At 68.5% G+C, this 22,678-nt stretch carries 22 protein-coding genes and 1 tRNA gene; 13 read left to right on the top strand and 10 right to left on the bottom strand.

Features of this window, described 5'->3' with window-relative positions:
* From AC2SGK_RS16055 to AC2SGK_RS16020, 8 genes are all read left to right on the top strand, one after another.
* The coding region (locus AC2SGK_RS16055; RefSeq protein ID WP_488324477.1) for an SIS domain-containing protein at positions 1-340 on the top strand (340 nt) is incomplete at its 5' end.
* Positions 341-362: 22 nt separating this feature from the next.
* Complete coding sequence (locus AC2SGK_RS16050) at positions 363-590, top strand: hypothetical protein (RefSeq protein WP_488324476.1); 228 nt, start codon at positions 363-365, stop codon at positions 588-590.
* A 42-nt stretch (positions 591-632) separates the two neighbouring features.
* A complete protein-coding gene (locus AC2SGK_RS16045; RefSeq protein ID WP_488324475.1) occupies positions 633-1,787 on the top strand; it encodes a hypothetical protein in 1,155 nt (384 codons plus the stop codon).
* Positions 1,784-2,770, top strand: a complete 987-nt coding sequence (locus AC2SGK_RS16040) for an NAD-dependent epimerase/dehydratase family protein (protein WP_488324474.1) — start codon at positions 1,784-1,786, stop codon at positions 2,768-2,770. The genes AC2SGK_RS16045 and AC2SGK_RS16040 overlap by 4 nt, the downstream gene beginning before the upstream one ends.
* 42 nt (positions 2,771-2,812) lie before the next feature.
* The gene (locus tag AC2SGK_RS16035; protein ID WP_488324473.1) at positions 2,813-3,427 is read left to right on the top strand and encodes a histidine phosphatase family protein; all 615 of its coding nucleotides are present in this window, start codon (positions 2,813-2,815) and stop codon (positions 3,425-3,427) included.
* Between the two features lie 11 nt (positions 3,428-3,438).
* Positions 3,439-3,513, top strand: a tRNA-Val gene (locus tag AC2SGK_RS16030).
* Positions 3,514-3,622: 109 nt separating this feature from the next.
* Complete coding sequence (locus AC2SGK_RS16025; RefSeq protein ID WP_488324472.1) at positions 3,623-4,804, top strand: efflux RND transporter periplasmic adaptor subunit; 1,182 nt, start codon at positions 3,623-3,625, stop codon at positions 4,802-4,804.
* Complete coding sequence (locus tag AC2SGK_RS16020) at positions 4,801-7,899, top strand: efflux RND transporter permease subunit (RefSeq protein ID WP_488324471.1); 3,099 nt, start codon at positions 4,801-4,803, stop codon at positions 7,897-7,899. The genes AC2SGK_RS16025 and AC2SGK_RS16020 overlap by 4 nt, the downstream gene beginning before the upstream one ends.
* Positions 7,900-7,959: 60 nt before the next feature.
* On the opposite strand, the gene AC2SGK_RS16015 is transcribed toward AC2SGK_RS16020, so the two are convergent.
* The 8 genes from AC2SGK_RS16015 to aptA form a co-directional block, all read right to left on the bottom strand.
* Positions 7,960-8,943 carry an ABC transporter substrate-binding protein gene (locus tag AC2SGK_RS16015; RefSeq protein WP_488324470.1) on the bottom strand — a complete coding sequence of 328 codons (984 nt, stop codon included), beginning with the start codon at positions 8,941-8,943 and terminating at the stop codon, positions 7,960-7,962.
* Between the two features lie 37 nt (positions 8,944-8,980).
* Positions 8,981-9,814, bottom strand: coding sequence for an ABC transporter permease (locus AC2SGK_RS16010; RefSeq protein ID WP_488324469.1), 834 nt, complete (start codon positions 9,812-9,814; stop codon positions 8,981-8,983).
* Positions 9,811-10,674: an ABC transporter permease gene (locus tag AC2SGK_RS16005; protein WP_488324468.1), complete on the bottom strand. Its 864-nt coding sequence runs from the start codon at positions 10,672-10,674 to the stop codon at positions 9,811-9,813. The genes AC2SGK_RS16010 and AC2SGK_RS16005 overlap by 4 nt, the downstream gene beginning before the upstream one ends.
* Positions 10,671-10,931 (bottom strand): hypothetical protein, encoded by a 261-nt coding sequence (locus AC2SGK_RS16000; protein ID WP_488324467.1) that lies wholly within the window; start codon positions 10,929-10,931, stop codon positions 10,671-10,673. The genes AC2SGK_RS16005 and AC2SGK_RS16000 overlap by 4 nt, the downstream gene beginning before the upstream one ends.
* On the bottom strand, positions 10,918-11,700 hold the full coding sequence (locus AC2SGK_RS15995) for an ABC transporter ATP-binding protein (RefSeq protein ID WP_488324479.1): 783 nt from the start codon (positions 11,698-11,700) through the stop codon (positions 10,918-10,920). Before AC2SGK_RS15995 ends, AC2SGK_RS16000 begins: the two co-directional genes overlap by 14 nt.
* The gene (gene hydA, locus AC2SGK_RS15990; RefSeq protein ID WP_488324466.1) at positions 11,697-13,148 is read right to left on the bottom strand and encodes a dihydropyrimidinase; all 1,452 of its coding nucleotides are present in this window, start codon (positions 13,146-13,148) and stop codon (positions 11,697-11,699) included. The genes AC2SGK_RS15995 and hydA overlap by 4 nt, the downstream gene beginning before the upstream one ends.
* A 66-nt stretch (positions 13,149-13,214) precedes the next feature.
* The gene (locus tag AC2SGK_RS15985) at positions 13,215-14,480 is read right to left on the bottom strand and encodes a Zn-dependent hydrolase (RefSeq protein WP_488324465.1); all 1,266 of its coding nucleotides are present in this window, start codon (positions 14,478-14,480) and stop codon (positions 13,215-13,217) included.
* Between the two features lie 63 nt (positions 14,481-14,543).
* The gene (gene aptA / locus AC2SGK_RS15980) at positions 14,544-15,869 is read right to left on the bottom strand and encodes an omega-aminotransferase AptA (protein WP_488324464.1); all 1,326 of its coding nucleotides are present in this window, start codon (positions 15,867-15,869) and stop codon (positions 14,544-14,546) included.
* A gap of 165 nt (positions 15,870-16,034) precedes the next feature.
* Here aptA and AC2SGK_RS15975 point away from each other — a divergent pair, with 165 nt between their 5' ends.
* Positions 16,035-16,628, top strand: a complete 594-nt coding sequence (locus AC2SGK_RS15975; RefSeq protein WP_488324463.1) for a TetR family transcriptional regulator C-terminal domain-containing protein — start codon at positions 16,035-16,037, stop codon at positions 16,626-16,628.
* A 7-nt stretch (positions 16,629-16,635) separates the two neighbouring features.
* On the opposite strand, the gene AC2SGK_RS15970 is transcribed toward AC2SGK_RS15975, so the two are convergent.
* Both AC2SGK_RS15970 and mepK read right to left on the bottom strand, forming a co-directional pair.
* Positions 16,636-17,220, bottom strand: coding sequence for a TetR/AcrR family transcriptional regulator (locus tag AC2SGK_RS15970; RefSeq protein WP_488324462.1), 585 nt, complete (start codon positions 17,218-17,220; stop codon positions 16,636-16,638).
* Positions 17,221-17,349: 129 nt separating this feature from the next.
* Positions 17,350-17,913: a peptidoglycan L,D-endopeptidase MepK gene (gene mepK / locus AC2SGK_RS15965; RefSeq protein WP_488324461.1), complete on the bottom strand. Its 564-nt coding sequence runs from the start codon at positions 17,911-17,913 to the stop codon at positions 17,350-17,352.
* 303 nt (positions 17,914-18,216) lie between these two features.
* Between mepK and AC2SGK_RS15960 the strand changes: the two genes are divergently transcribed.
* The 4 genes from AC2SGK_RS15960 to AC2SGK_RS15945 all read left to right on the top strand — a co-directional run bounded on the left by AC2SGK_RS15960 (position 18,217) and on the right by AC2SGK_RS15945 (position 22,614).
* The gene (locus tag AC2SGK_RS15960; protein ID WP_488324460.1) at positions 18,217-19,875 is read left to right on the top strand and encodes a L,D-transpeptidase family protein; all 1,659 of its coding nucleotides are present in this window, start codon (positions 18,217-18,219) and stop codon (positions 19,873-19,875) included.
* Positions 19,876-19,938: 63 nt separating this feature from the next.
* Positions 19,939-21,039, top strand: coding sequence for a UDP-3-O-(3-hydroxymyristoyl)glucosamine N-acyltransferase (gene lpxD, locus AC2SGK_RS15955; RefSeq protein WP_488324459.1), 1,101 nt, complete (start codon positions 19,939-19,941; stop codon positions 21,037-21,039).
* Between the two features lie 13 nt (positions 21,040-21,052).
* Positions 21,053-21,319, top strand: a complete 267-nt coding sequence (locus AC2SGK_RS15950; RefSeq protein ID WP_411836766.1) for an acyl carrier protein — start codon at positions 21,053-21,055, stop codon at positions 21,317-21,319.
* A gap of 86 nt (positions 21,320-21,405) precedes the next feature.
* Positions 21,406-22,614: a beta-ketoacyl-[acyl-carrier-protein] synthase family protein gene (locus AC2SGK_RS15945; protein ID WP_411839485.1), complete on the top strand. Its 1,209-nt coding sequence runs from the start codon at positions 21,406-21,408 to the stop codon at positions 22,612-22,614.
* Positions 22,615-22,678 lie beyond the last annotated feature (64 nt).

The following is a 22,678-nucleotide window of genomic DNA, read 5'->3' as shown; positions in this document are numbered from 1 at the left end:
TGCCTCGGGAGAGCTGAAGCACGGCCCCATCGCGCTGATCGACGGCGACGTGCCGGTGGTGGTGCTGGCGCCGCATGACGCGCTGTTCGACAAGACAATCTCGAACATGCAGGAGGTGATGGCGCGCCACGGCCAGGTGCTGCTGATCTCGGACGCGGCGGGCATCGCGGCGGCGGGCGAGGGCATCACCGCCAGCCTCGCGCTGCCCTCCGGCGGGGGCGTGTTCCAGCCCATCCTCTACGCCATCCCCATGCAGTACCTCGCCTACCACACGGCCGTCGCGAAGGGCACCGATGTGGACCAGCCCAGAAATCTGGCAAAATCCGTCACCGTCGAATAACGCAGAAGCAGGACAGTCCCGCATGTACCCGAACTCTCGCATCGAAAAGGCGCATTTCATCGTCTACAGCAACGAGGCCGCGCCGTTCGGCGAGAACTCGGACTATTATTGCGAAAGCGCGCTGCGGGCGGGGTTCGACACCGCCACGCACCACACCGAACGCCAGCTGCGCCAGACCCCCTTCTGGGAGGAGAACCGCGCCATCCTGGAACAGCCGCGCGGGGCGGGCTACTGGTTGTGGAAGCCGTGAATCATCCTCGAGACGCTGCGCAAGGTCGGGCCGAACGACATCGTGGTATACAACGATGCCGGCCGCTACTCCCCGCGCTCGTTCGAGCCGTTCCCGTCCTTTCCCCATGCCGCGGTCGAGCTGACCGCGATGATGCCCAAGCGGTTCATCATGGGCACGCGCATCGAATGGCTGGTTCAGGGACAGTACACCAAGCGCGACTGCATGATCCTGACCGGCGCCGACACGGACGAGATGCGCTATGCCCCGCAGATCAACGCCTGTCCCGCCCTGTTCATGCCGTCGGCCGAGTCCTTCGCGTTTCTCGAGCGCTGGCTGGAACTGGCGCGTGACCCTCGCGCGCTGACCGATCAACCGGACGAGCTGGGCACGCCCCATCCGGAATTCGAGGATCACCGCCACGACATGGCGATCGCCTCGATCCTGCTGCATCAGACCGGCGGTCACTATTTCGACCTGTCCGACACGGGCGCCCTGGCCGAGGCCGATCACCTGCGGCAGCGCAACCGCCATGTGCCCCGGCTGCAGACCCATATCGGCTACCTCTCCCTGATCGCGCGCGAGGCGCTGCGCGACGATTTCTTCGCCGATCCGCAGGCCGACCTCTCCGAGGTCGAGCGGCTGGTCCGCAACATCCGCCCCGACGAACCCATTCCCCAGCAGCCGCGGACGGTGCCGGCGCGGGTGCTGGTCGAGGAGCTGAATGCCGGGACCGGCGACATCCTGCCCGACCATGTCCGTGCCGCGGCGCAGAAGAAGGTCGTGACCGCGATGAAGATCCACGCCTTGGGCCAGCAGCAGGAAGGGACCGGCATGGTCTGGGCCGATGCCGCCGCGATCCTGCGCAACGTCCTGTCGGACGGCGCTGCCAAGGACGCGGACGTCCTGGCCATCAGCGCCGCCATCGCCCTGGACGAGGCACTTTCCAGGCGTCCCGACCTGCAGCGCGCGACCCGCGCCGACATGGTCTGGAACGCGCTTGGCGACGAGGCGCGGGCCATGTTCAAGGCGCGGTTCAAGCGCAACAGCAGCCCGGCGGGGCGCGCGGCCCTGGAGGGCGCTGCCGACCACGCCGCCCGGGCGGGGGTGTTCGGTCTGGACCGCGAGCTCAGCTATCCGCGCCGGCGCATGGTGGCCGAGATCGAGGGGATGTTCATGGACTGGCTGCGCCTTCAGGACGCCGAGGTGACCGAATGACCCGCCCCGCGCGCATCCTGATCACCGGCGGCGCGGGCTTCATCGGCGGGCATCTGTCCCGCCGCCTGATCGCCAAGGGGACCGAGGTGGTCGTGCTGGACGACCTCAGTTCCGGCAGCCGCGACGCCGTGCAGCCCGAGGCCCGGTTCCATCACGGGTCGGTCTGCGACCCGGCGGCGGTCGCCGCGGCGGTGGAAGGGTGCAGCGGCATCGTCCATCTGGCGGCGATGGTGTCGGTGCCCGAATGCGTGGCGGACTGGACGGGCGGGCATCGTGTCAACATCGGCGGCACGATCACGGTCATGCAGGCCGCGCGGGCGGCGGGGAACCTGCCGGTCGTCTATGCCTCATCGGCCGCGATCTACGGTGATCAGCAGGGGGCGCTCTGCCACGAGGCGCTGCTGCCCGCGCCGCTGTCGCCCTACGGCGCGGACAAGCTGTCCTGCGAACACCACGCCCGCGCCTTCTGGACGATCCATGGCCTGCCCTCGGCCGGGCTGCGCTTCTTCAACGTCTTTGGTCCGGGGCAGAGCATCCGTTCGCCCTATGCCGGGGTCGTCGCGCGCTTCTGCGACAACGCGCGGACGGGGACGCCCCATACGCTTTTCGGCGACGGGCGGCAGACGCGCGATTTCGTCCACGTCACCGACGTGGTCGAAATCATCCGCCGCTCGCTGGACCGCCTTGCGGCAGAGCCCGACGCGCTGGTCTCGAACGTCTGCACCAACCGGGCGATCAGCCTGCTGGATCTGGTCGCGACGCTGGACGACATCGTGCCGGGCAGCGCGGCGGGCAGGACCTTCCTAGACGCGCGTGCCGGCGACATCCGCGATTCGCGGGGCTGCGACCGCCGGATGCGGGCGCTGTTCGGCGATCTGCCCGGCAGGACCCTGCGCGACGGGCTGGCCGAAATCCTGTCGCCGGACCCGCGACCGATGCCTGCGGAGATGCGGCTGGACAGTCCCCGCGGCCCCGGATCATAAACCGCGATGCCGGCCTGCCGCCGGCACGGGGAACATCCGACGATGCGCCAGGACTGGCCCGACCTGCATCTGCTCCGCCACGGAGAAACCGAATGGAACCTGGAGGAACGCCTTCAGGGACGCGGCGATTCCGCGCTGACCGAACGTGGGATGCGGCAGGCGCGGTGGCAGGCAGCGCTCATCCGCGGGGTCGGGGGCGCGCGCCTCTCCAGCCCGCTCGGTCGTGCCGACCGGACGGCGCGGATCGTCTTCGGCCCGGACTATCGCCATGACGACCGCCTGGTCGAGATCTGCGTCGGGCGGTTCGCCGGACAGCGGCTGGCCGACCTGCGCCGGGCGCATCCGCCACTTTTCGCCGGGGGCCCGCTCGACTGGTACGACCGCTGCCCGGGCGGAGAGGGGTTCGCGGCGCTGCGCGCGCGCTGCGCGGCCTTCCTGACCACACTGGACGGTCCGGCTACGATCGTCACCCATGCCATCACCCTGCGCATGATCCGCCTGATCATTCTGGGCCGGCCGCTGTCGGCGCTGGCCTGCGGTCCGGTGCATCAGGGCGCTGTCCACCGCCTGTCGCGGGGGCGGGAGACCGTGCTGCGCCATCCCGACGACACGGAGGATGCGCAGGCTCTTGCAAGACCCGCACCCGGCGGGCCATAAGGCGGGGGCATGGCCCGTTAGCTCAGTGGTAGAGCGTCCCGTTTACACCGGGCCGGTCGGGAGTTCGAATCTCTCACGGGCCACCATGCCGCAGCGCGGGGCCGACGCAGCGGTTGACCTCGGCAGGACAAAAAACCATCTAGGGCATTGGGGTGTGCGCGGGCGGTGGCGCGGCCGATCTGGAACGGAATGGTCATGGCGCGTTATCTGTCCTCTTCGACGGCGGTCTTTCTGGCGATTATCGGCTTTCTGGTCTTCTGGATCGGCGGCGGCATGCTGACCCGCGAGGCGCCCCCCGAATCGCAGCCGGTCGAAATCCCCGTGGCCCATGTCGCGGCCAGCCTGTCGGAGGCCGAACGCATCGTACCGCGCACCGCGCTGTTCGGGGACGTGGTGCCTGACCAGACCTCGGTCCTGCGGGCGCGGACCGGTGGCATCGTCGAGGAGGTCGTGACCCAGGGCCATGAGGCGCGCCAGGGCGAGGCGCTGGCCCGTCTGTCGGCCGACGACCGCGAGGCGGGCGTGGCGCGCGCCCAGGCCGCTGTCGGCTCGGCCGAGCGCGACTATGAGGCCGCGCGCCAGCTGCGCGAGCGGGGCGTGACCTCGGAGGCCGAGCTGCAGTCGCGCTTCGCGCAGCTGGAATCGGCCCGCGCCGAACTGCGCGCGGCCGAGCTGGAGTTGCAGAACACCCGCCTGACCGCCCCCATCACCGGCACCGTCAGCCGCGTCATCGCGGAGACGGGAACCTTCGTCGATGCCGGGGGCGAGGTGCTGGAGATCGTGCGCAACGACCCGCTGATCGCCCGCATCGAGGTCCGCCAGTCCGAGATCACCGCCGTGCGCGTGGGCCAGCAGGCGGGCGTCGTCTTTCAGGGCGGGCGCGAGGCCGCGGGCCGGGTGCGATTCATCGCGCCCGTCGCCACGCCCGAGACCCGCACCTTCCGCGTCGAGGTCGAAATCCCGAACCCCGACGGCATCCCCGCCGGTCTCAGCGCGCAGATCACGCTGGACTTGGAGCAGCAGCAGGCGCACCGCCTGTCGCCCGCGCTGATCCGGCTGGACGATGCCGGGCGGATCGGCGTGTTTATCGTCGCCGACGACGGAGAGACCTTGCGCTTTGCCCCGGTCGAGATCGCGCAGGCCCGCGCCGAGGCGATCTGGGTCACCGGCCTTCCTGCCCGCGCGCGCATCGTGACCATCGCGCAGGGCGCGCTGAGCGACGGCCAGACGGTCCGCGTCAGCGAGACGCCCGAGGAGTATCGCGGCATCCTGGGCGACGCGGAGGCGCCGGCCGATCCGGCCGATCCGGCGGCCGCGGCCGATCTGCTGGGCGCCGCGAACGCAGCCGAACCCGGCGCAGGAGCGGCCGTCCGATGAACGCGATCATCGCGGCGGGGTTCTCTCGGGCGCGGACCATCGTCATGGTCCTGATCGGGCTGCTGCTGTCGGGCGCGATGGCCTATGTCGCCATGCCCAAGGAGTCGATGCCCGAGGTCGACATCCCCATCTTCATCGTCAACGTCACCTATAGCGGCGTCAGCGCCGAGGATTCCGCGACCCTTCTGGCCGAGCCGATCGAGCGGCAGGTCAATGCGCTGAACGGCTTGCGCAGCATGCGTACCGTGGCCAGCGAGGGCTTTGCCACCGTCACGCTGGAGTTCCAGCCCGGGTTCGATCAGGATCAGGCCCTGCAGTCCGTCAAGGACGCGGTGGATGACGCCGCTCCCGACATCCCGCCCGAGGCCGACGGCCCCTTCGTGCGCGAGATCGACATGTCGACCTTTCCGATCCTGACGGTGGCGCTGTCCGGTCCGGTGCCGGAACGCGAGCTGATCCGGCTTGGCCGCGCGCTGAGCGACCGAATCGAGACCGTGGGCGGCGTCCTCCAGGCCGACCTGACCGGAGAGCGCGAGGATCAGCTGGAGATCCTGATCGATCCCCTGGCGCTGGAGACCTACGGCATCTCTCCCGATCAGCTGTCGCAGGCGATCCGCGCCAACAACCAGCTGATCGCGGCGGGGTCCTTCGACACCGGGGCAGGGCGGATCGGCGTGTCGATCCCCGGCACCGTGGTGCAGCTGGACCAGATCATGTCGATCCCCGTCCTGGTGGACGGGGCGACGGTGCTGCGCGTCCAAGACGTGGCCGAGGTCCGCCAGACCTTCAAGGACCCGGTCAGCTTCGCGCGCATCGACGGCCAGCCGGCGCTGGCCATCGACGTGCGCAAGTCGGCCGGCGCCAACATCATCGACACCGTCGAGGCGGTCCGTGCCGTGGTCGACGACACCCGCGCCGACTGGCCCGATCAGGTCGCCGTCGTCTTCATGAACGACCAGTCCAAGGAGATGCGCAACCTGCTGTCGGACCTGCAGAACAACGTGATCGCGGCGGTGGTCCTGGTCATGCTGGTGACCGTGCTGTTTCTGGGCGTGCGGGCGTCGTTCCTGGTGGCGCTGGCCATTCCGGGCTCGTTCCTCAGCGGAATCCTGATCATCTGGGCGCTCGGCTTCACGATGAACGTCATCGTGCTCTTCGCGCTGATCCTGGTCGTCGGCATGCTGGTCGACGGCGCCATCGTCGTGGTCGAGCTGGGAGAGCGGCTGATCGCGGACGGACAGCGCAAGGCACGCGCCTACATGCTGGCGGCGCAGCGCATGGCCTGGCCCATCATCACCTCCACGCTGACCACGCTGGCGGTGTTCTTTCCGCTGCTGTTCTGGCCGGGTCTGGCGGGGCAGTTCATGTTCTACCTGCCCGCGACCATGATCGCGGTCCTGCTGATGTCGCTGGCGATGGCGCTGGTCTTCGTGCCGGTGGTGGGTGGTGCCCTGGGCGGGGGCGATCCGCCACCGCCCGACCCGGATGCGGACGACCGATCGGGCAGGATGGCGCGGCTGTCGATGTGGACAATCGCGCGGCCTGGCGTGACCCTGGGCCTGTCGATCCTGTCGGTGCTGGTCATCATCTACGCCTATGCGCAGTTCAACCGCGGGGTGGAGTTCTTCCCCGAGACCGATGCCGAACGCGCGCAGGTCCAGGTCACCGCCAACGGCAACCTGTCCGTCCAGGAGAGCGACCGTCTGGTCCGGCTGATCGAGCGGCGCATCCTGGGCTTCGACGGGGTCGAGCGCGTCTATGCCCGCACCATTGGCAGCGTAGAGCAGCGCGTGCGCTCCAGCCTGCCAAGCGACGTGATCGGCCAGATCCAGGTCGAGTTCACCGACTGGCGCGGCCGCGATCCGTCCTCGGTGGTGATCGAGCGCATGCGCGAGGCCACGGCCGAGGTGCCGGGCCTGGGCATCCAGATCGAGGCCGCGGCCTCGGGTCCCGGCGCCGCCCGCCCCGTGCAGATCGAGATCTCGGCCACCAGCCGCCCCGTCCTGCAGCAGGTGGCCCAGGAGGTCGAGCGGCTGATGCGCGCGCAGGGCCGCTTCGTGGACATCGCCAACGACACGCCCCGCCCCAACCCCGAGATCCGCCTGCAGGTCGACCGCGAGGAATCGGCCCGCTACGGCATCGACATGAACACCATCGGCACCGCGGTGCAGCTGCTGACCACGGGGGTGAACCTGGGCACCTATCTGCCCGATTTCGCGGTGGACGAGGTGGACATCGCGCTGCGCTATCCGCCCGAACAGCGCAACCTGGAGAACCTCTCGGCGCTGCGCGTCGTGGGCCCCACCGGCGCACAGGTGCCCATCACCAACGTGGTCGAGATCCTGCCCGCCCCGGCCCCCGCCGCCATCACCCGCATCGCCGCGCGCGAGACGCAGACCCTGACCGCCGATCTGGCCCCCGGCGCGACGCTGCAGGCCGAGCTGGCCGCGATCCAGGCCGCCATCGATCGGGTCGAGCTGCCCGACGGGGTCGAGATCTCGTTCGGCGGAGAGATCGAGGACCAGCAGGAGGCGATGACCTTCCTGATGGGCGCCTTCGTCGCGGCGATCTTCCTGATGTTCACGATCCTGCTGATCCAGATTAACAGCTTCTATCAGGCCTTCCTGGTGCTGACCGCGATCGTCTTCTCGATCTCGGGCGTGTTCCTCGGGCTGATGGTGCGGCAGGAGGCCTTCTCCATCGTGATGAGCGGCATCGGCATCATGGCGCTGGCGGGGGTGGTGGTGAACAACAACATCGTGCTGATCGACGCCTATAACGAATATCGGGCGGGTGGCGACGATCCGGACCGGGCCGCGCGCCGCGCCGCCGCCGAACGGGTGCGGCCGGTCCTGCTGACGGCGGGGACGACGGTGATCGGGCTGATCCCGATGGTCCTGGGCATGACGGTGGACTTCACCGGGCGCGACCTGTTCTTCGGCGCGCCGTCGGGGCAGTTCTGGATCCAGCTGTCCACCGGCATCGCAGGCGGGCTGGTGGTGGCGACGGCGGTGACGCTGGTGCTGACGCCGACGCTGCTGGCCTGGGACGGGCGTCGTCGCCTGGCCCGCGCCGCGCGCCGGTCGGCGGCATAGGGCCGCGGCACGCAAAAGGGCCGCCCGGTCGGGGCGGCCCTTGGCGGCGATGCGCCGTGGTCAGTCGAAGGCGCGGTCGGTGATGGTCGAGACCCAGGCCCCTTCGGGTGCCGCGGCGATCACCGGCTCGGACCCGCCGGCCAGCAGGATGTCGACCGTGCGCTGATAGTCGGCCTCGTCCAGCGAACCGTTCGATCCCTCCAGCAGCTTGGCGATCTCGGTCATCATGCGGGTCTGATGCTCCAGGGTCTGGGCGCCGGTCTCGTCGTTGTCCAGGACGATCTGCGCCGCCTCCTCGGGGTTCTCGGCCGCATATTGCCAGCCGCGCATGCTGGCGCGGACGAAGCCCACCAGATCGGTCACCTTGGCCTCGTCCGCCAGGGTCTCCTCCAGGACGTAGAGCCCGTCCTCCAGTGTCGCCACGCCCTGATCCTCATACTTGAAGGTCACCAGATCCTCGGGCGTCAGGCCCGCGTCGATCACCTGCCAGTACTCGTTATAGGTCATGGTGCTGATGCAGGCCGCCTGCTTCTGCAGCAGCGGATCGACGTTGAAGCCCTGCTTCAGCACGGTCACGCCCTCCGCACCGCCCTCGGTCGACAGGCCGAGCGTGCTCATCCAGGACAGGAACGGATATTCGTTGCCCGCGAACCAGACGCCCAGGGTCTTGCCCGCAAAGCCGGTGGCCGGATCGGTGATGCCGCTCTCCTTCAGGCAGGTCAGCATCATGCCGGAGGACTTGAAGGGCTGGGCGATGTTGACCAGCGGCAGGCCCTTCTCGCGCGCGGCCAGGGCGGCGGGCATCCATTCGACGATCACATCCGCGCCGCCACCCGCCAGGACCTGGGTCGGCGCGATGTCGGGACCGCCCGGCAGGATCGTCAGGTTGACGCCCTCCTCCTCGTAGAAGCCCTTCTCCTGCGCGACGTAATAGCCCGCGAACTGGGCCTGCGTGACCCATTTCAGCTGCAGCGTCAGATCGCCCGCCTGCGCGGCGCCGGCCATCAGCGCAAGGGCTGCGGCCCCGGTCATCAGTCGTGTCATTCCCCGTCTCTCCTGTTGGTGGGGCGTTCGGCCCCGGTTAGTTGCGCTGCGACGGGTGCCAGAACGTCACCTTCTTCTCGATCAGCGCGACAAGTCCATAGAACAGCGTTCCCGCCAGCGCCGCCACGACAATCTCGGCCCAGACCAGCGGCAGGTCCAGCCGCCCCACGGCGGTCGAGATGCGGAACCCCATGCCGCGCGTCGGGCTGCCGAAGAATTCGGCAACGATCGCCCCGATCAGGGCCAGCGTGGTGGTGATCTTCAGCCCGTTGAACAGAAAGGGCATCGCCGCGGGCAGGCGCAGCTTCCACAGGCTGGCGCCATAGGGGGCGGCCCAGCTGGCCATCAGGTCGCGCTGCATCGCGTCGGTGGCCTTCAGGCCCGCGACCATGTTCACCAGGATCGGAAAGAACACCATCACCACGACCACGGCGGCCTTCGACTGCCAGTCGAAACCGAACCACATGACCAGGATCGGCGCGATGCCGACGATGGGCAGGGCCGCAACGAAGTTCCCGATTGGCAGCAGGCCGCGCTGCAGGAAGGGGCTGCGGTCGATGGCTATGGCGGTCAGCACGGCTGCCGCCGCCCCGATCAGCCAGCCGGTCAGCGCGCCCTTCACGATCGTCTGGACGAAGTCGGTCCAGAGGATGCCGGTATTGGCCGCGAAGCTGGCCGCGATCTGGCTGGGCGCGGGCAGGATGACGGTCGGCACGTCATAGGTCCGCACCACCATCTCCCACAGCAGGATGACGGTCGCGCCGAAGATGATGGCGACCAGGGCGCGGGACGCGCGTGTGTCGATGCGCGACAGCCAGACGTTCAGCGCCCAACCGCCCAGCCAGACGCCGATGATGGGAAGCGCGCTCATCGGGCCAGCCCCATGCGGGTCAGCGTGGCGCGCTCGATCACCCCGACGATGGCGACGAGAGCCGCGGCCAGGATGGCGGCGGTGAACAGCGCAGCCCAGATCTGCACCGTCTGCCCGTAATAGCTGCCAGACAGCAGGCGCGCGCCCAGGCCTGCCGTGGCCCCCGCGGGCAGTTCGCCCACGATGGTGCCGACCAGGGCGGCGGCAATCGCAACCTTCAGGCTGGCGAACAGATAGGGCAGGGATGCCGGCAGGCGCAGGTGCCACAGGACCTGTGCGCGCCCCGCGCTCCAGCTGCGCATCTGGTCCAGCTGCATCCCGTCGGGGTTGCGCAGGCCCTTGACCATGCCGACCAGCACCGGAAAGAACGACAGCCATGCCGCGATGATGGCCTTGGGCAGAAGGCCCGTGACCCCCATGCTGGACAGGACCACGATCACCATTGGCGCGATGGCGAGGATCGGCACCGTCTGGCTGGCCACGGCCCAAGGCATGACCGACTGGTCCATGCTGCGGCTGTGCACGATGCCCACGGCCAGCAGGATGCCCGCCGCCGCGCCGATGGCAAAGCCCGCCAGCGTCGCCGACAGCGTGACCCAGGCATGCCAGACCAGGCTGCGCCGCGAGGTGATGGCCTGGCCGGCGATCCCCTCCCACAGCCCGACCGCGACCTGATGGGGGGCGGGCAGGACGGGGCGGTCCTGGTTCAGCGTGCGTGCGACAAGGTCGGGCAGGGTCAGCTCGATCCCAGCGCGGACGGCCTGATCGCGCTCCCATGTGGCGTTCATGCGGATCGCGGCCAGGTACCAGACCGCGACGATGGCCAGCAGCACCGCCAGGACGGGGGCAAAGTTTCTCATCGCGCTATCGTCCATCGTGGGTCTTTGCGGGTAGTCGGCTCGAGAATTCCTTTGTCTCTCAATCGCTGTGCCACCCAGCGCATGTCGTACTGCCCCGTAATAAACAGGTCACCTGCCGCTTCCAGCTCTGATCTGTGATGCGTCCAGATGTGACGCGCCACTTCGACGATCGTCGCCGCTCCACCGTGGTTACTGATCGCATCAACGATCCATTGTCGCATCGCAGTCTTAACGGATTCTCTGTCAGTCATGGTCATGCCCCTCGCGCAGCCCCTCGCGGACCTCATGGGCCAGGGCGATGAATTCGGGCGTGTCGCGGATGTCCAGCGGCCGGTCCGGGGGCAGGGTGCTGTCGATCACGCGGGTGATCCGCCCCGGACGCGGCGACATGACGACGATCTTGGTCGAGAGATAGACCGCCTCGGGGATCGAATGGGTGACGAAGCCGATGGTCTTGCCGGTCTTGCGCCACAGCGCCAGCAGCGCCTCGTTCAGGCGGTCGCGGACGATCTCGTCCAGCGCGCCGAAGGGCTCGTCCATCAGCAGGATGTCCGCGTCGAAGGCCAGCGCGCGGGCGATGCTGGCACGCTGCTGCATGCCGCCCGACAGCTGCCACGGGAACTTGCCGCCGAACCCCGACAGCTCGACCAAGTCCAGGACGCGAGCGATGCGTTCAGCTCGGTCCGCCTTGGAAAACCCCATAATCTCAAGCGGAAGCGAGATGTTCCCCGAAATCGTCCGCCACGGATAAAGCCCCGGCGCCTGAAACACATAGCCATAGGCCCGCGCCCGCCGCGCCGCATCCGGCGCCATGCCGTTGACGCTCAGCGTGCCGCCGGTCGGCGTCTCCAGCGCCGCGATGGAGCGCAGGAAGGTCGTCTTGCCGCAGCCCGACGGCCCGATGAAGCTGACGAACTCGCCGGGCGCGATGTCCAGGTTCACGTCCTTCAACGCATGGACCGGCCCGTCGGCGGTGTGGAAGGTCAGGCCGACATCGCGGGCCCGGATGACAGGCTCCACGATCAGACCCCGCTGGCCGGAATGCCGCCGCGGGCGATCGGACGCGGCGCGGTCAGCTCCTTCCACGCGCTCAGCGCGCGGTTCACGGTGCCGCGCGGCTCGCGGGCTACGAATTCGCCATGGCCCTCGCGGCTGTCCACCTTGCCCTCGGTCACGGCGACGACGCCGCGGGTCAGGGTGAAGCGCGGCAGGCCCTTCACCCGCTGCCCCTCGAAGACATTGTAATCGATGGCCGACTGCTGCGCCTCTGCCCTGATGGTCTTCTCCGCCTCGGGGTCCCACACCACCAGATCGGCGTCGCTGCCCACCAGCACCGCGCCCTTGCGGGGATACATGCCCAGGATCTTGGCGATGTTGGTCGAGGTCACGGCCACGAACTCGTTCGGTGTCAGGCGGCCCGTGCCGACCCCCTGCGTCCACAGCATCGGCATCCGGTCCTCCAGCCCCCCCGTGCCGTTCGGGATCTTGGTGAAATCGCCGCGGCCCGTGCGCTTCTGCTCGGTCGTGAAGGCGCAGTGGTCGGTCGCCACCACCGACAGGCTCCCGGATTGCAGCCCGGCCCAGAGGCTGTCCTGATGCTGCTTGTTGCGGAACGGGGGCGACATCACCCGCCTCGCGGCATGGTCCCAATCGGCGTTGAAATACTCGGTCTCGTCCAGCGTTAGATGCTGGATGAGCGGCTCGCCCCAGACCCGCTTGCCTGCCGCGCGGGCGCGACGGATCGCCTCGTGGCTGTCCTCGCAGCTGACATGGACCACATAAAGCGGCACGCCCGCCATGTCGGCCACCATGATCGCGCGGTTCGTGGCCTCGCCCTCGACCTGCGGCGGGCGGGAATAGGCATGCGCCTCGGGGCCGGTATTGCCTTCGGCCAGCAGGCGCGCGGAGAGTTCGGCCACGACATCGCCGTTCTCGGCATGGACCATCGCGACGCCGCCCAGATCGCCGACGCGCCGGAAGGACGCGAACAGCTCGTCGTCGTTCACCATCAGCGCGCCCTTGTAGGCCATGAAATGCTTGAAGCTGGTGATGCCGCGATCCACGACCGCCTGCATCTCGTCATGGACCTGCTCGCCCCACCAGGTCACCGCCATGTGGTAGCTGTAGTCGCAATGCGCCCGACCGGCCTTGTTGTCCCACATATGCAGCGCATCCAACAGACCTTGGCCGGGCGAGGGCAGGGCGAAATCCACCACCATCGTGGTGCCCCCGGCCAGCGCGGCGCGCGTGCCACTCTCGAAATCGTCGGCGGAATAGGTGCCCATGAAGGGCATCTCCAGATGCGTGTGCGGGTCGATCCCGCCCGGCATGATCAGGCAGCCGGTCGCGTCCAGCACCGTATCGCCCGTCAGCCCCTGACCGATGGCCGCGATCCGGCCCCCCTCGATCAGCACATCCGCCGCATAGCTCAGATCCGCCGTGACGATCGTGCCGCCCCTGATGACCGTGCCCATCGCATCCCTCTTCTTCGTTCAAATATCCTGGGGGACCGGGGGTGAAACCCCCGGTCGGGGTCCGCGTCAGCGGACGATCTCGGCCGCGTCCAGCACCGCATGCAGCAGCACGTCGCAGCCCGCGCGGGCCCAGTCCGGGGTGATCGCCTCGGCCTCGTTATGGCTCAGGCCCCCCTCGCAAGGGCACATGATCATTACCGTAGGCGCGACCTTGGCGATCCAGCAGGCGTCGTGACCGGCGCCCGACACGATGTCCATGTGGCTGTAACCCAAACGCTCGGCCGCATCGCGGACCTTGCCGACCAGGCCCTGGTCAAAGGTCACTGGATCGAAATGCCCGACAGGCTCGATTTCGATCCCGAGACCCAGTTTGGTAGCGATATCATCGGCTTCCGCCTCCAACCTCGAGCGCATCGAGGTTAGCTTGCCCAGATCGGGCGAGCGGAAGTCGATGCAGAAGACCGCCTTGCCCGGGATCACGTTGCGGCTGTTGGGGAACAGGTTCGCCTGCCCCACGGCGCCCACGGCGTTCGGCTGATGGTCCATGGCGATGCGGTGCACGGCCTCGATGATCCGCGCCATGCCAAGGCCGGCGTTCACGCGCATGTCCATCGGCGTCGATCCGGTATGCGCATCCTTGCCCGTCAGGGTCACCTGCAGCCACCATAGACCCTGCCCATGGGTCACGACGCCGATCTGCTTGCCCTCGGCCTCCAGGATCGGCCCCTGCTCGATGTGATACTCGAACATGGCATGGATGCGCCGGTCGCCGGGAGCCTCGTCCCCGCGCCAGCCGATCCGATCCAGTTCGTCGCCGAAACGCTTGCCCTCGGCATCCTGCCGGCTGTTGGCGTAATCCTCGGTCAGAACGCCCGCGAAGACGCCCGATGCCAGCATGGCAGGCGCAAAGCGCGCCCCTTCCTCGTTGGTCCAGTTGGTCACCACGATGGGCCGCCGCGTCCGGATGCCCAGATCGCGGATCGAGCGGATCACCTCCAGCCCCGCCAGCACGCCCAGCACGCCGTCATAGCGCCCGCCGGTGGGCTGCGTGTCCAGGTGGCTGCCGATATAGACCGGGTCCAGATCCGGCTCAGCCCCCTCATGGCGCATGAACATGTTGCCCATGCGGTCCAGGCCCATGCTCATCCCCGCCTCCTCGCACCAGCGGCGGAACAGGGCGCGCCCCTCGGCATCGGCATCGGTCAGCGTCTGGCGGTTGCAGCCTCCGGCGATGCCCGGCCCGATCCGGGCCATTTGATCCAGGCTATCCCACAGCCGGTCGCCGTCCACCGTGATGTTGGCAGCCGCCATCACGCCACTTGCGTCGCTCATTCTTAGTCCTTCCTGTCGGGCCGCCCCGTTCTGTCGCGGGGTCGGCTGGATGGGTGTGCCGCCTCAGGCGGCGGTCTTCAGCACCTCGCCCAGGGTGCCGATCAGGTGATCGATCTGGGCCTCGCTGATGATCAGGGGGGGCGACATGGCGATGATGTCGCCGGTGACGCGGATCAGGATGCCCGCCTCGAAGGCGCGCAGGAACACGTCGAAGGCACGCTTGCCGGGCTGGCCGCCGATCGAGGCCAGTTCCACGGCGCCGATCAGCCCCATGTTGCGGATGTCGACGACATGGGGATGGTCGCGCAGCCCGTGCAGGGCCTCCTGCCAATAGGTCTCCAGGCTGGCGGAGCGGGTCAGCAGACCCTCCTCGGCATAGGTGTCCAGCGTGGCGATGGCCGCCGCGCAGCTGATCGGGTTGCCGGAATAGGTATAGCCGTGGAACAGTTCGATGATGTGCTCGGGGCCCTGCATGAAGGCGTCATGGATCTCGGCCGTGGCCAGGACCGCGCCCATCGGGATCACGCCGTTCGTCAGGCCCTTGGCGCAGGTGATCATGTCGGGGATCACGCCGAAATGCTGCGCGGCAAACGGGCTGCCAAGGCGACCGAAGCCGGTGATGACCTCGTCGAAGATCAGCAGGATGCCGTGCTTCTTTGTGATCGCGCGCAGCTTCTCCAGATAGCCCTTGGGTGGCATCAGCACGCCGGTCGACCCGGCCATCGGCTCGACGATGACGGCGGCGATGGTCTCGGCGCCGTGCAGGGCGACCATGCGCTCCAGTTCGTCTGCCAGGTGGGCGCCATGCTCGGGCTGGCCCTTGGTGAACAGGTTCTGGGGCAGGTGGGTGTGGGGCATGTGGTCCACGCCCGCCAGCAGCGTGCCGAAATGGCGGCGGTTGTTGACGATGCCGCCGACCGAGATGCCGCCGAAGCCCACGCCGTGATAGCCCCGCTCACGTCCGATTAGCCGCGTCCGTGCCGCATCGCCCCGCGCGCGGTGATAGGCCAGCGCGATCTTCAGCGCCGTGTCGACCGCCTCGGACCCGGAATTGCAGTAGAAGACATGCTCCATCCCCTCGGGCGCGATGTCCACGATGCGGTTGGCCAGCTCGAAGGCCAGCGGATGGCCCATCTGGAAGGCAGGTGCATAGTCCAGCTCTCCGACCTGGCTCTGCACGGCCTCGGTGATCTTGGGCCGGCAATGGCCCGCATTGCAGCACCACAGGCCCGCGGTCCCGTCCAGGATCTGGCGGCCGTCGGCGGCGGTGTAATGCATGTCCTGCGAGGCGACCAGCATCCGCGGGGCCGACTTGAACTGCCGGTTGGCGGTGAACGGCATCCAGAAGGCACGCAGGTCGTTCGGGGCGGGCTTGCGGTCAAGCGGCATGGAGATCGTCCTCACGTATTATTGACCAAACGGTCAGGAACAGGCTAGCACGGGGCAGGAGGCAGTCAAGCGTCCTGACGGGCCGGAACGCAAATCCGGCCGATCTGCCCAAAAACGGATCATGCCAGAGACCGAGGCCCGATGACAGACGCCACCGCTTCCCCGATGACCCGGATTCAGCAGAAGAACCGCGACCTGATCCTGGCGGGGGCGCTTGAGGCGTTTTCGGCCAGCGGGCTGCGCGGCGCGACGATCGACCAGATCGCCAAGGCTGCGGGACTGTCGAAGCCGAACGTCCTCTATTACTTTCCGTCGAAGGACGACATCCACAAGGCGCTGCTGACCGCGCTTCTGGACATGTGGCTGGCGCCGATGCAGCAGATCGACCCCGCGGGCGAGCCTCTGGAGGAGGTGCTGGCCTATGTGCGCGCCAAGATGCTGATGTCGCGCGACTTTCCGCGCGAAAGTCGGCTGTTCGCGCATGAGATCCTGCAGGGCGCGCCGCATCTGACCGAGATCCTGGGCGGCGGCCTGCGCGAGATCGTGGACCGCACCGTGGGGGTCCTTGAGGGCTGGATGGCGCAGGGGCGGCTGGCGCGGGTCGAGCCGCGCCACCTGATCTTCTCGATCTGGGCGATGACCCAGCACTATGCCGATTTCGAGACCCAGGTCCGCGCCGTCCTGGGCGAGGGCCGCGACCCGGTGGCCGAGGGCGGGGCGTTCCTGGACGATCTCTATCGCAAGCTGCTGACGCCCTGAGGGCGCCTCAGGCGGGTTTGTCCAGCATCTCGGCCGCGACCAGAATCAGCGACAGGTTCTCGTGCGCGGCGGCGATGAAGTCCTGGCGCGCGCCCGACACCCAGTCTTTGGTCGCGGCATTGGTCGCGGCGATCACCGCGGCGGCCAGGATCTCGACCACCCGCTCGTCCGATCCGGGCAGGCGGCGGTGCAGCAGGCTGCGCATCTGCGCGCGGCGCGCCAGCATGTAGCTGTTGCGCAGCGCCTCCAACTTGGGGTCGCTCTCGGCGAGCGACAGGATCGCGCCGATCATCTCACGTTCGTGCAGGAAGCGGGTCAGATGCGCCTCGACCAGGCGGGCCAGATCGTCGATCAGCCGCCCCTTGCCCGCCACGAAGACCTCGGACGCATCGGGCGGATAGTTCGGCGGCGGCCCCATCAGGGCGGCCTCCTTGTAGGGGTAGTAGTTGAAAAAGGTCCGGGTGCTGATCTCGGCATGCCGGGCTATGGCCTCGGTCGTCACGTTGGCCAGACCGTCGCGAAGAGCCAGTTGCACGGCGGCGGCCTGGATCTTCTTGGCGGTCCGAAACCTGCGGGTGTCAAAAGGGCTCATGGTGTCCGATCGATGGATTGTATCGGGACAGCGTCGCAAGCCGCGCGACGCGGGGCAAGCCCCAAAAGGCGGAAAACGCCGTTCGCGGTTGCGAAGGGCGTCTGCGCATCTGCGGCTGGCAAGGAGTGATCAGCTGCCCCAGGTCCGGACCGGACCGCAATCCATGTGCACGAAGTTCGATCGGCTGTAGCGTCCCACGCCACCCGCGCGGCAGGCCGCGGCCGCCTGATAGATCTGCCCGACTGAACGCGATTTCAGGCGCAGGTCGGCGGCCTTGCCGGTCATGTGCAGCGAGTTCTGCGCCACGCCGCTGGACTGGCGCCGCAGCATCGCGTTGGTGCGGGGCGAGCGGTAGCCGGACAGCATCATGTAGGGTTCGTTGGTCTGCAGCAGGCGCGACGATGCCGCCGCCACGTCGACCATCCGCGGGTCGATGCCGATCACCTCTCCGGTGCGCCAGTCGCGCATGAAGATGTTGATCTCGTTCAGGGCCTCGCGGATGTATTTGCCGTCCACCCAATAGACCGTGTCGAGGCTTTCGCCCGTCCGGCCCGAATACATCCTGATCCGCCGCATGTCGCCCGCGTTTCCGCGCAGAAAGCCGAAGGCGTTCGCCATCACCGGAGCTGCCGCAACGCTGGTGGCCGCGAACACGCCGAGAATGCCGCGACGCGAGATAAGGTCCATTGTCATGTCAGATCGCCTGTCCTGCTTCGTTTTTTCAGCCGGCAACAAGATGCGGCCCGTCGTGGTTTATCCCCGACCTGATTAACAATATGTCAAAACACAGTGCGCGCCGAAACAGATTCTGGCCCGGCCGGAACATAATGCCCGGATCTCGGCAAGATACCGCCGAAAATCGAAGCTGTGGCGCATTCGGCAAGGTGCTGTGCTTTTTTCGCAACCACGGTGTTTTCGCCATGCCTTCAAGGATCTGGAGCATGGCGCCGCGGGTTCGGCTGTGGGATGATCGGGGTCTGTTCCAAGAGGTGTGTCATGTCGGTTCTGATGCGGTTGGGCGTGGTGGCGCTGACGCTGTCGGTGGCCATGGGCGGGGTCGCAGGGCCCGTCTTCTCGCAGGTTGCTCTCGATCGCGTGACCGTGGCCGCGGCGCCACGGCTGGATTTCTCCGAGACGCAGATGGCGCTGGCGCTGGCGGTCGCGGATGATCCGGATCTGGCCGCCTTCTATGGCGGCAACGGCCTGCGTCCGATCTTTCTGGGTCCCGAATCCGAGACGCGTCGTGCGGCCCTGCGCGCGGGCATCGCCGCTGCGCCGCGCCACGGGATCCCCTCCGCCCGCTATCGTCCCGAAACGCTGACAACCGCCGCGGACGATCTGGCGACCGAGCTGGCCCATGCGCGTGCCCTGTCGCAGCTGCTGCGCGACCTGACGGGTGGCGTGCTGGACCCCGGCCGCGTCGACCCCGACATCAAGCGGCGTCCCGACCGCACCGCGATGGCGCGGCTGCTGGCCCGGTTCCAGGCGGCGGCCGATCCCGGGGCGGTGCTGGCCGATGCCGCGCCGCGCCACCCGGCCTACGCCGCGCTGCAGGAGGCGCTGGCAGGACCGGCGGCGCTGCTCGTGCCGGCGGATCTGCCGCGCGTCCCCGATGGCGTGTGGCGGCCCGGCGACCGCGGCGACGGCGTGGCTGCGCTGCGCGGGCGGCTGAGCGCCATCGGCTTTGCGCCGGCGGGCGGCGATGCGACGGCCTTCGACGCGACGCTGGCGGATGCGGTCGCGGCCTATCAGCGGGCGGCGGGCCTGCCGGCTGACGGCATCGCCGGGCCGCGCACGCTGGCGCTGCTGAACGGCGATGCCACGGGGGGTCAGGACGCCCGCCACCGCGCAATCGTCGTCGCGCTGGAGCGGTTGCGCTGGATGGCCGGCGCGGATGTCGAGAGCCGGCATGTCTGGGTGAACATCCCCGAATTCACCACCGTCATCGTCGAGAACGGGCAGGAGGTGTTCCGCACCCGCAGCGTCATGGGCAAGGACACGCCCGAGATGCGCACGCCCGAATTCTCGGAGTTGATGTCGAACGTTGTCGTCAATCCCAGCTGGAACGTGCCGCGCTCGATCGCGGTGCGGGACTATCTGCCGCGCCTGCAGGCCAACCGGCATGCGCTGTCCCACCTGGACGTGGTGGACGGGCAGGGGCGGGTGCTGGCGCGCGACGGGATCGACTTCTCGCGCTACAGCGCCTCCAGCTTTCCGTTCCGCCTGCGCCAGAAGCCGAGCGACGACAATGCCCTGGGCGTCGTCAAGTTCATCTTCCCGAACCCTTGGAACATCTATCTGCACGACACGCCGTCCAAGCACCTGTTCGCCAACCGTGTTCGGGCCGAGTCGAACGGCTGCATCCGCATCGGCGACCCGGTCGATCTGGCCCGTGCGCTGCTGTCGCGCCAGACGGACGACCCGGCCGCCATGTTCCAGCGCGCCCGCGACCGCGAGCGCGAGATCTGGCTGAAGCTGGAGCCGGCGGTGCCGGTCCATCTGGTCTACTTCACCGCATGGCCCGATGCGGACGGCACGGTCCGGCTGTTCGACGACATCTATGGCCGCGACGCCCGCATCTGGCAGGCGCTGCAGGATCAGGGCTTCGGCGCCGCCACGCCCGAGCGGCTGGCCGAGCTGCCGCCGCGGCCCTGACGGCACGCGGGCACTGGAAGCGACGGCGCAAACAGGCTAAGTCCCGGCCCGAAAGGGGGGACCATGGTCCTGACAATCGGAGAGCTGGCGCGGGCTCTGGACGCGCGCTGCTGGGGCGATGCGTCGATCGCGGTGACGGGGGCGGCCGAGCCCGCATCCGTCGGGCCGGCCGGCCCCGAGGGCGGTGTGCTGGCCATGGCTATGGCCCCCAAATACGCCGAACACCTGACACCCGGCAGCATCGCGATCCTGGCCGAGGGCATGGACCCCGAGGCCTACGGCCTGAAGGCCGCGATCTTTGCGCCGCGGCCGCGGCTGGTCATGGCGGGGCTGACGCGCGCCTTCGACCGCGGACCCGACATCGCGCCGGGCATCCATCCCACCGCCGTGATCGACCCCGCGGCCGAGATCGGCGAGGGCGCGGCCATCGCGCCGTTCGTGGTCATCGGGCCGGGCGTGCGCATCGGCGCGCGGGCGCGGATCGGCGCGCATGTCAGCATCGGGCGGGGCGCGCGCATCGGCGATGACGCGCTGCTCCATCCCGGCGTGCGCATCGGGCATGACGTCGTGGCGGGCGACCGCCTGATTGTGCAGCCCGGCGCGGTGATCGGCGGCGACGGCTTCTCCTTTGTGACGCCGGAGGAATCGGGGATCGAGGAGATCCGCCGGACCCTGGGCACCCGCGAGGGGATCAGGGAGCAGCATTATACCCGCATCCATTCGCTTGGCGCAGTCGAGCTGGGCGACGATGTCGAGATCGGCGCCAATGCCACCATCGATCGCGGCACGATCCGCTCGACCCGCGTGGGCAGCGGCACCAAGATCGACAATCTGGTGATGCTGGGCCACAATGTGGTGGTGGGGCGCGACTGCCTGCTGTGCAGCCAGGTGGGCGTGGCCGGATCGTCGGTCATCGGCGACCGGGTGGTTCTGGCCGGGCAGGTCGGCGTGAACGACAACATCCAGATCGGCGACGACGTGATCGCCGGGGGCGCGGCCAAGATCTTCACCCGCGTGCCCGCGGGCCGGGTGATCCTGGGCAACCCCGCCGTCAAGATGGAGACGCAGCTGGAGATCCAGAAGGCCATGCGCCGCCTGCCGCGTTTCGCGACACAACTGGCAAAGCTTCAGGAAACCGTTACACGCCTGTTGGAAAAGGGCTGAGCAGGAGGGCGACATGACAGACGACATCACGCAACGCATCCGGGCCATCATCGCCGAACAGGCCATGCTGGACCCCGACCAGGTCACCGACGACTCCACCCCGGCCGATCTGGGCATCGACAGCCTGGGGCTGGTCGAATCGATCTTCGCGCTGGAGGAGGAGTTCGACATCACCATCCCCTTCAACGCGAACGAGCCGGACAAGTCCGATTTCGACATCTCGACCATGGGCACGATCATCGCGGCCGTCCGGCGGCTGGTGGCGGAAAAGGCCGGATGAGCGGGCCCGCCGACGAGGCGCTGATCGACGCCGGACGCGCGGCACCCGCCATCCGGCCCGCGGGCGACCTGACCCGCCGCGACGGTCTGCGCCGGGTGGTCATCACCGGGGCGGGGACGATCAACGCGCTCGGCCATGACGTGGCCTCGACGCTGGCGGCCTTCCGCGAGGGGCGCTGCGGAATCACCGCGCTGGATTTCCGCGACGTGGACCGGCTGTCGATCCAGATCGGCGCGCAGGTCCATGACTGGACCCCCGAGACCTACTTCAACCGCCAGCAGATCCTGCTTTACGACAAGTTCACCCAGTTCACGCTGCTGGCGGCCAAGCAGGCGGTCGAGCAGTCGGGCCTCCATTTCCAGGGCGCGCTCGGGCTGCGGTCGGGGGTCGTGCTGGGCACGGCGGGCGGCGGGCTGAACACCTGGGACGAGAATTACCGCGCCGTCTATGAGGAGGGGAAGAACCGCGTCCATCCCTTCGTCGTGCCGAAGCTGATGAACAACGCGGCCGCCTCCCATGTCAGCATGGAATTCGGCCTGCGCGGCCCGGCCTTCACCGTCGCGACCGCCTGCGCCAGCAGCAACCACGCGATGGGGCTGGCCTTCCAGATGGTGCGCTCGGGCGCGGCCGACGTCATGCTGTCGGGCGGCTCCGAGGCGATGCTGTGCTTTGGCGGCGTCAAGGCCTGGGAGGGGCTGCGCGTCATGTCCAAGGATGCCTGCCGCCCCTTCAGCGCCAACCGCAACGGCATGGTGCAGGGCGAGGGTGCGGGCGTCTTCGTCTTCGAGGATTACGAACATGCCCGCGCCCGTGGCGCCGAGATCCTGGCCGAGGTCGTGGGATTCGCCATGTCGTCGGATGCGCAGGACATCGTCATGCCCTCGGCCCAGGGGGCCGAGCGCGCCATCACCGGGGCGATGGTCGATGGCGGGCTGAACCGCGAGGATATCGGCTACATCAATGCCCATGGGACGGGCACCGCGGCCAATGACAAGACCGAATGCGCCGCCGTTGCCCATGCCTTCGGCCATCACGCGGACCGGCTGATGATCTCATCGACCAAGTCGATGCACGGTCACCTGATCGGCGGCACGGGCGCGGTCGAGCTTCTGGCCTGCATCATGGCGCTGCGCGACGGGGTGATCGCGCCCACGATCGGCTATCAGGAGCCGGACCCGGAATGCGCGCTGGACGTGGTTCCGAACGAGGCGCGCGAGGTGCGCGTCGATGCCGTGCTGTCCAATGCCTTCGCCTTTGGCGGGCTGAACGCGGTCATCGCGCTGCGCCGCGTCTGACGCCCGTGCCATGTGAAAGGCCGCGCCCGTCGGGGCGCGGCCTTGTCGTCTGCGAAGGTCCGGC

Source organism: Paracoccus sp. NIOT.M2S5SZ12 (assembly GCF_057748165.1).
The sequence above is the reverse complement of the archived record's forward strand: the minus strand, read 5'-3'. Positions and strand labels throughout refer to the sequence as shown.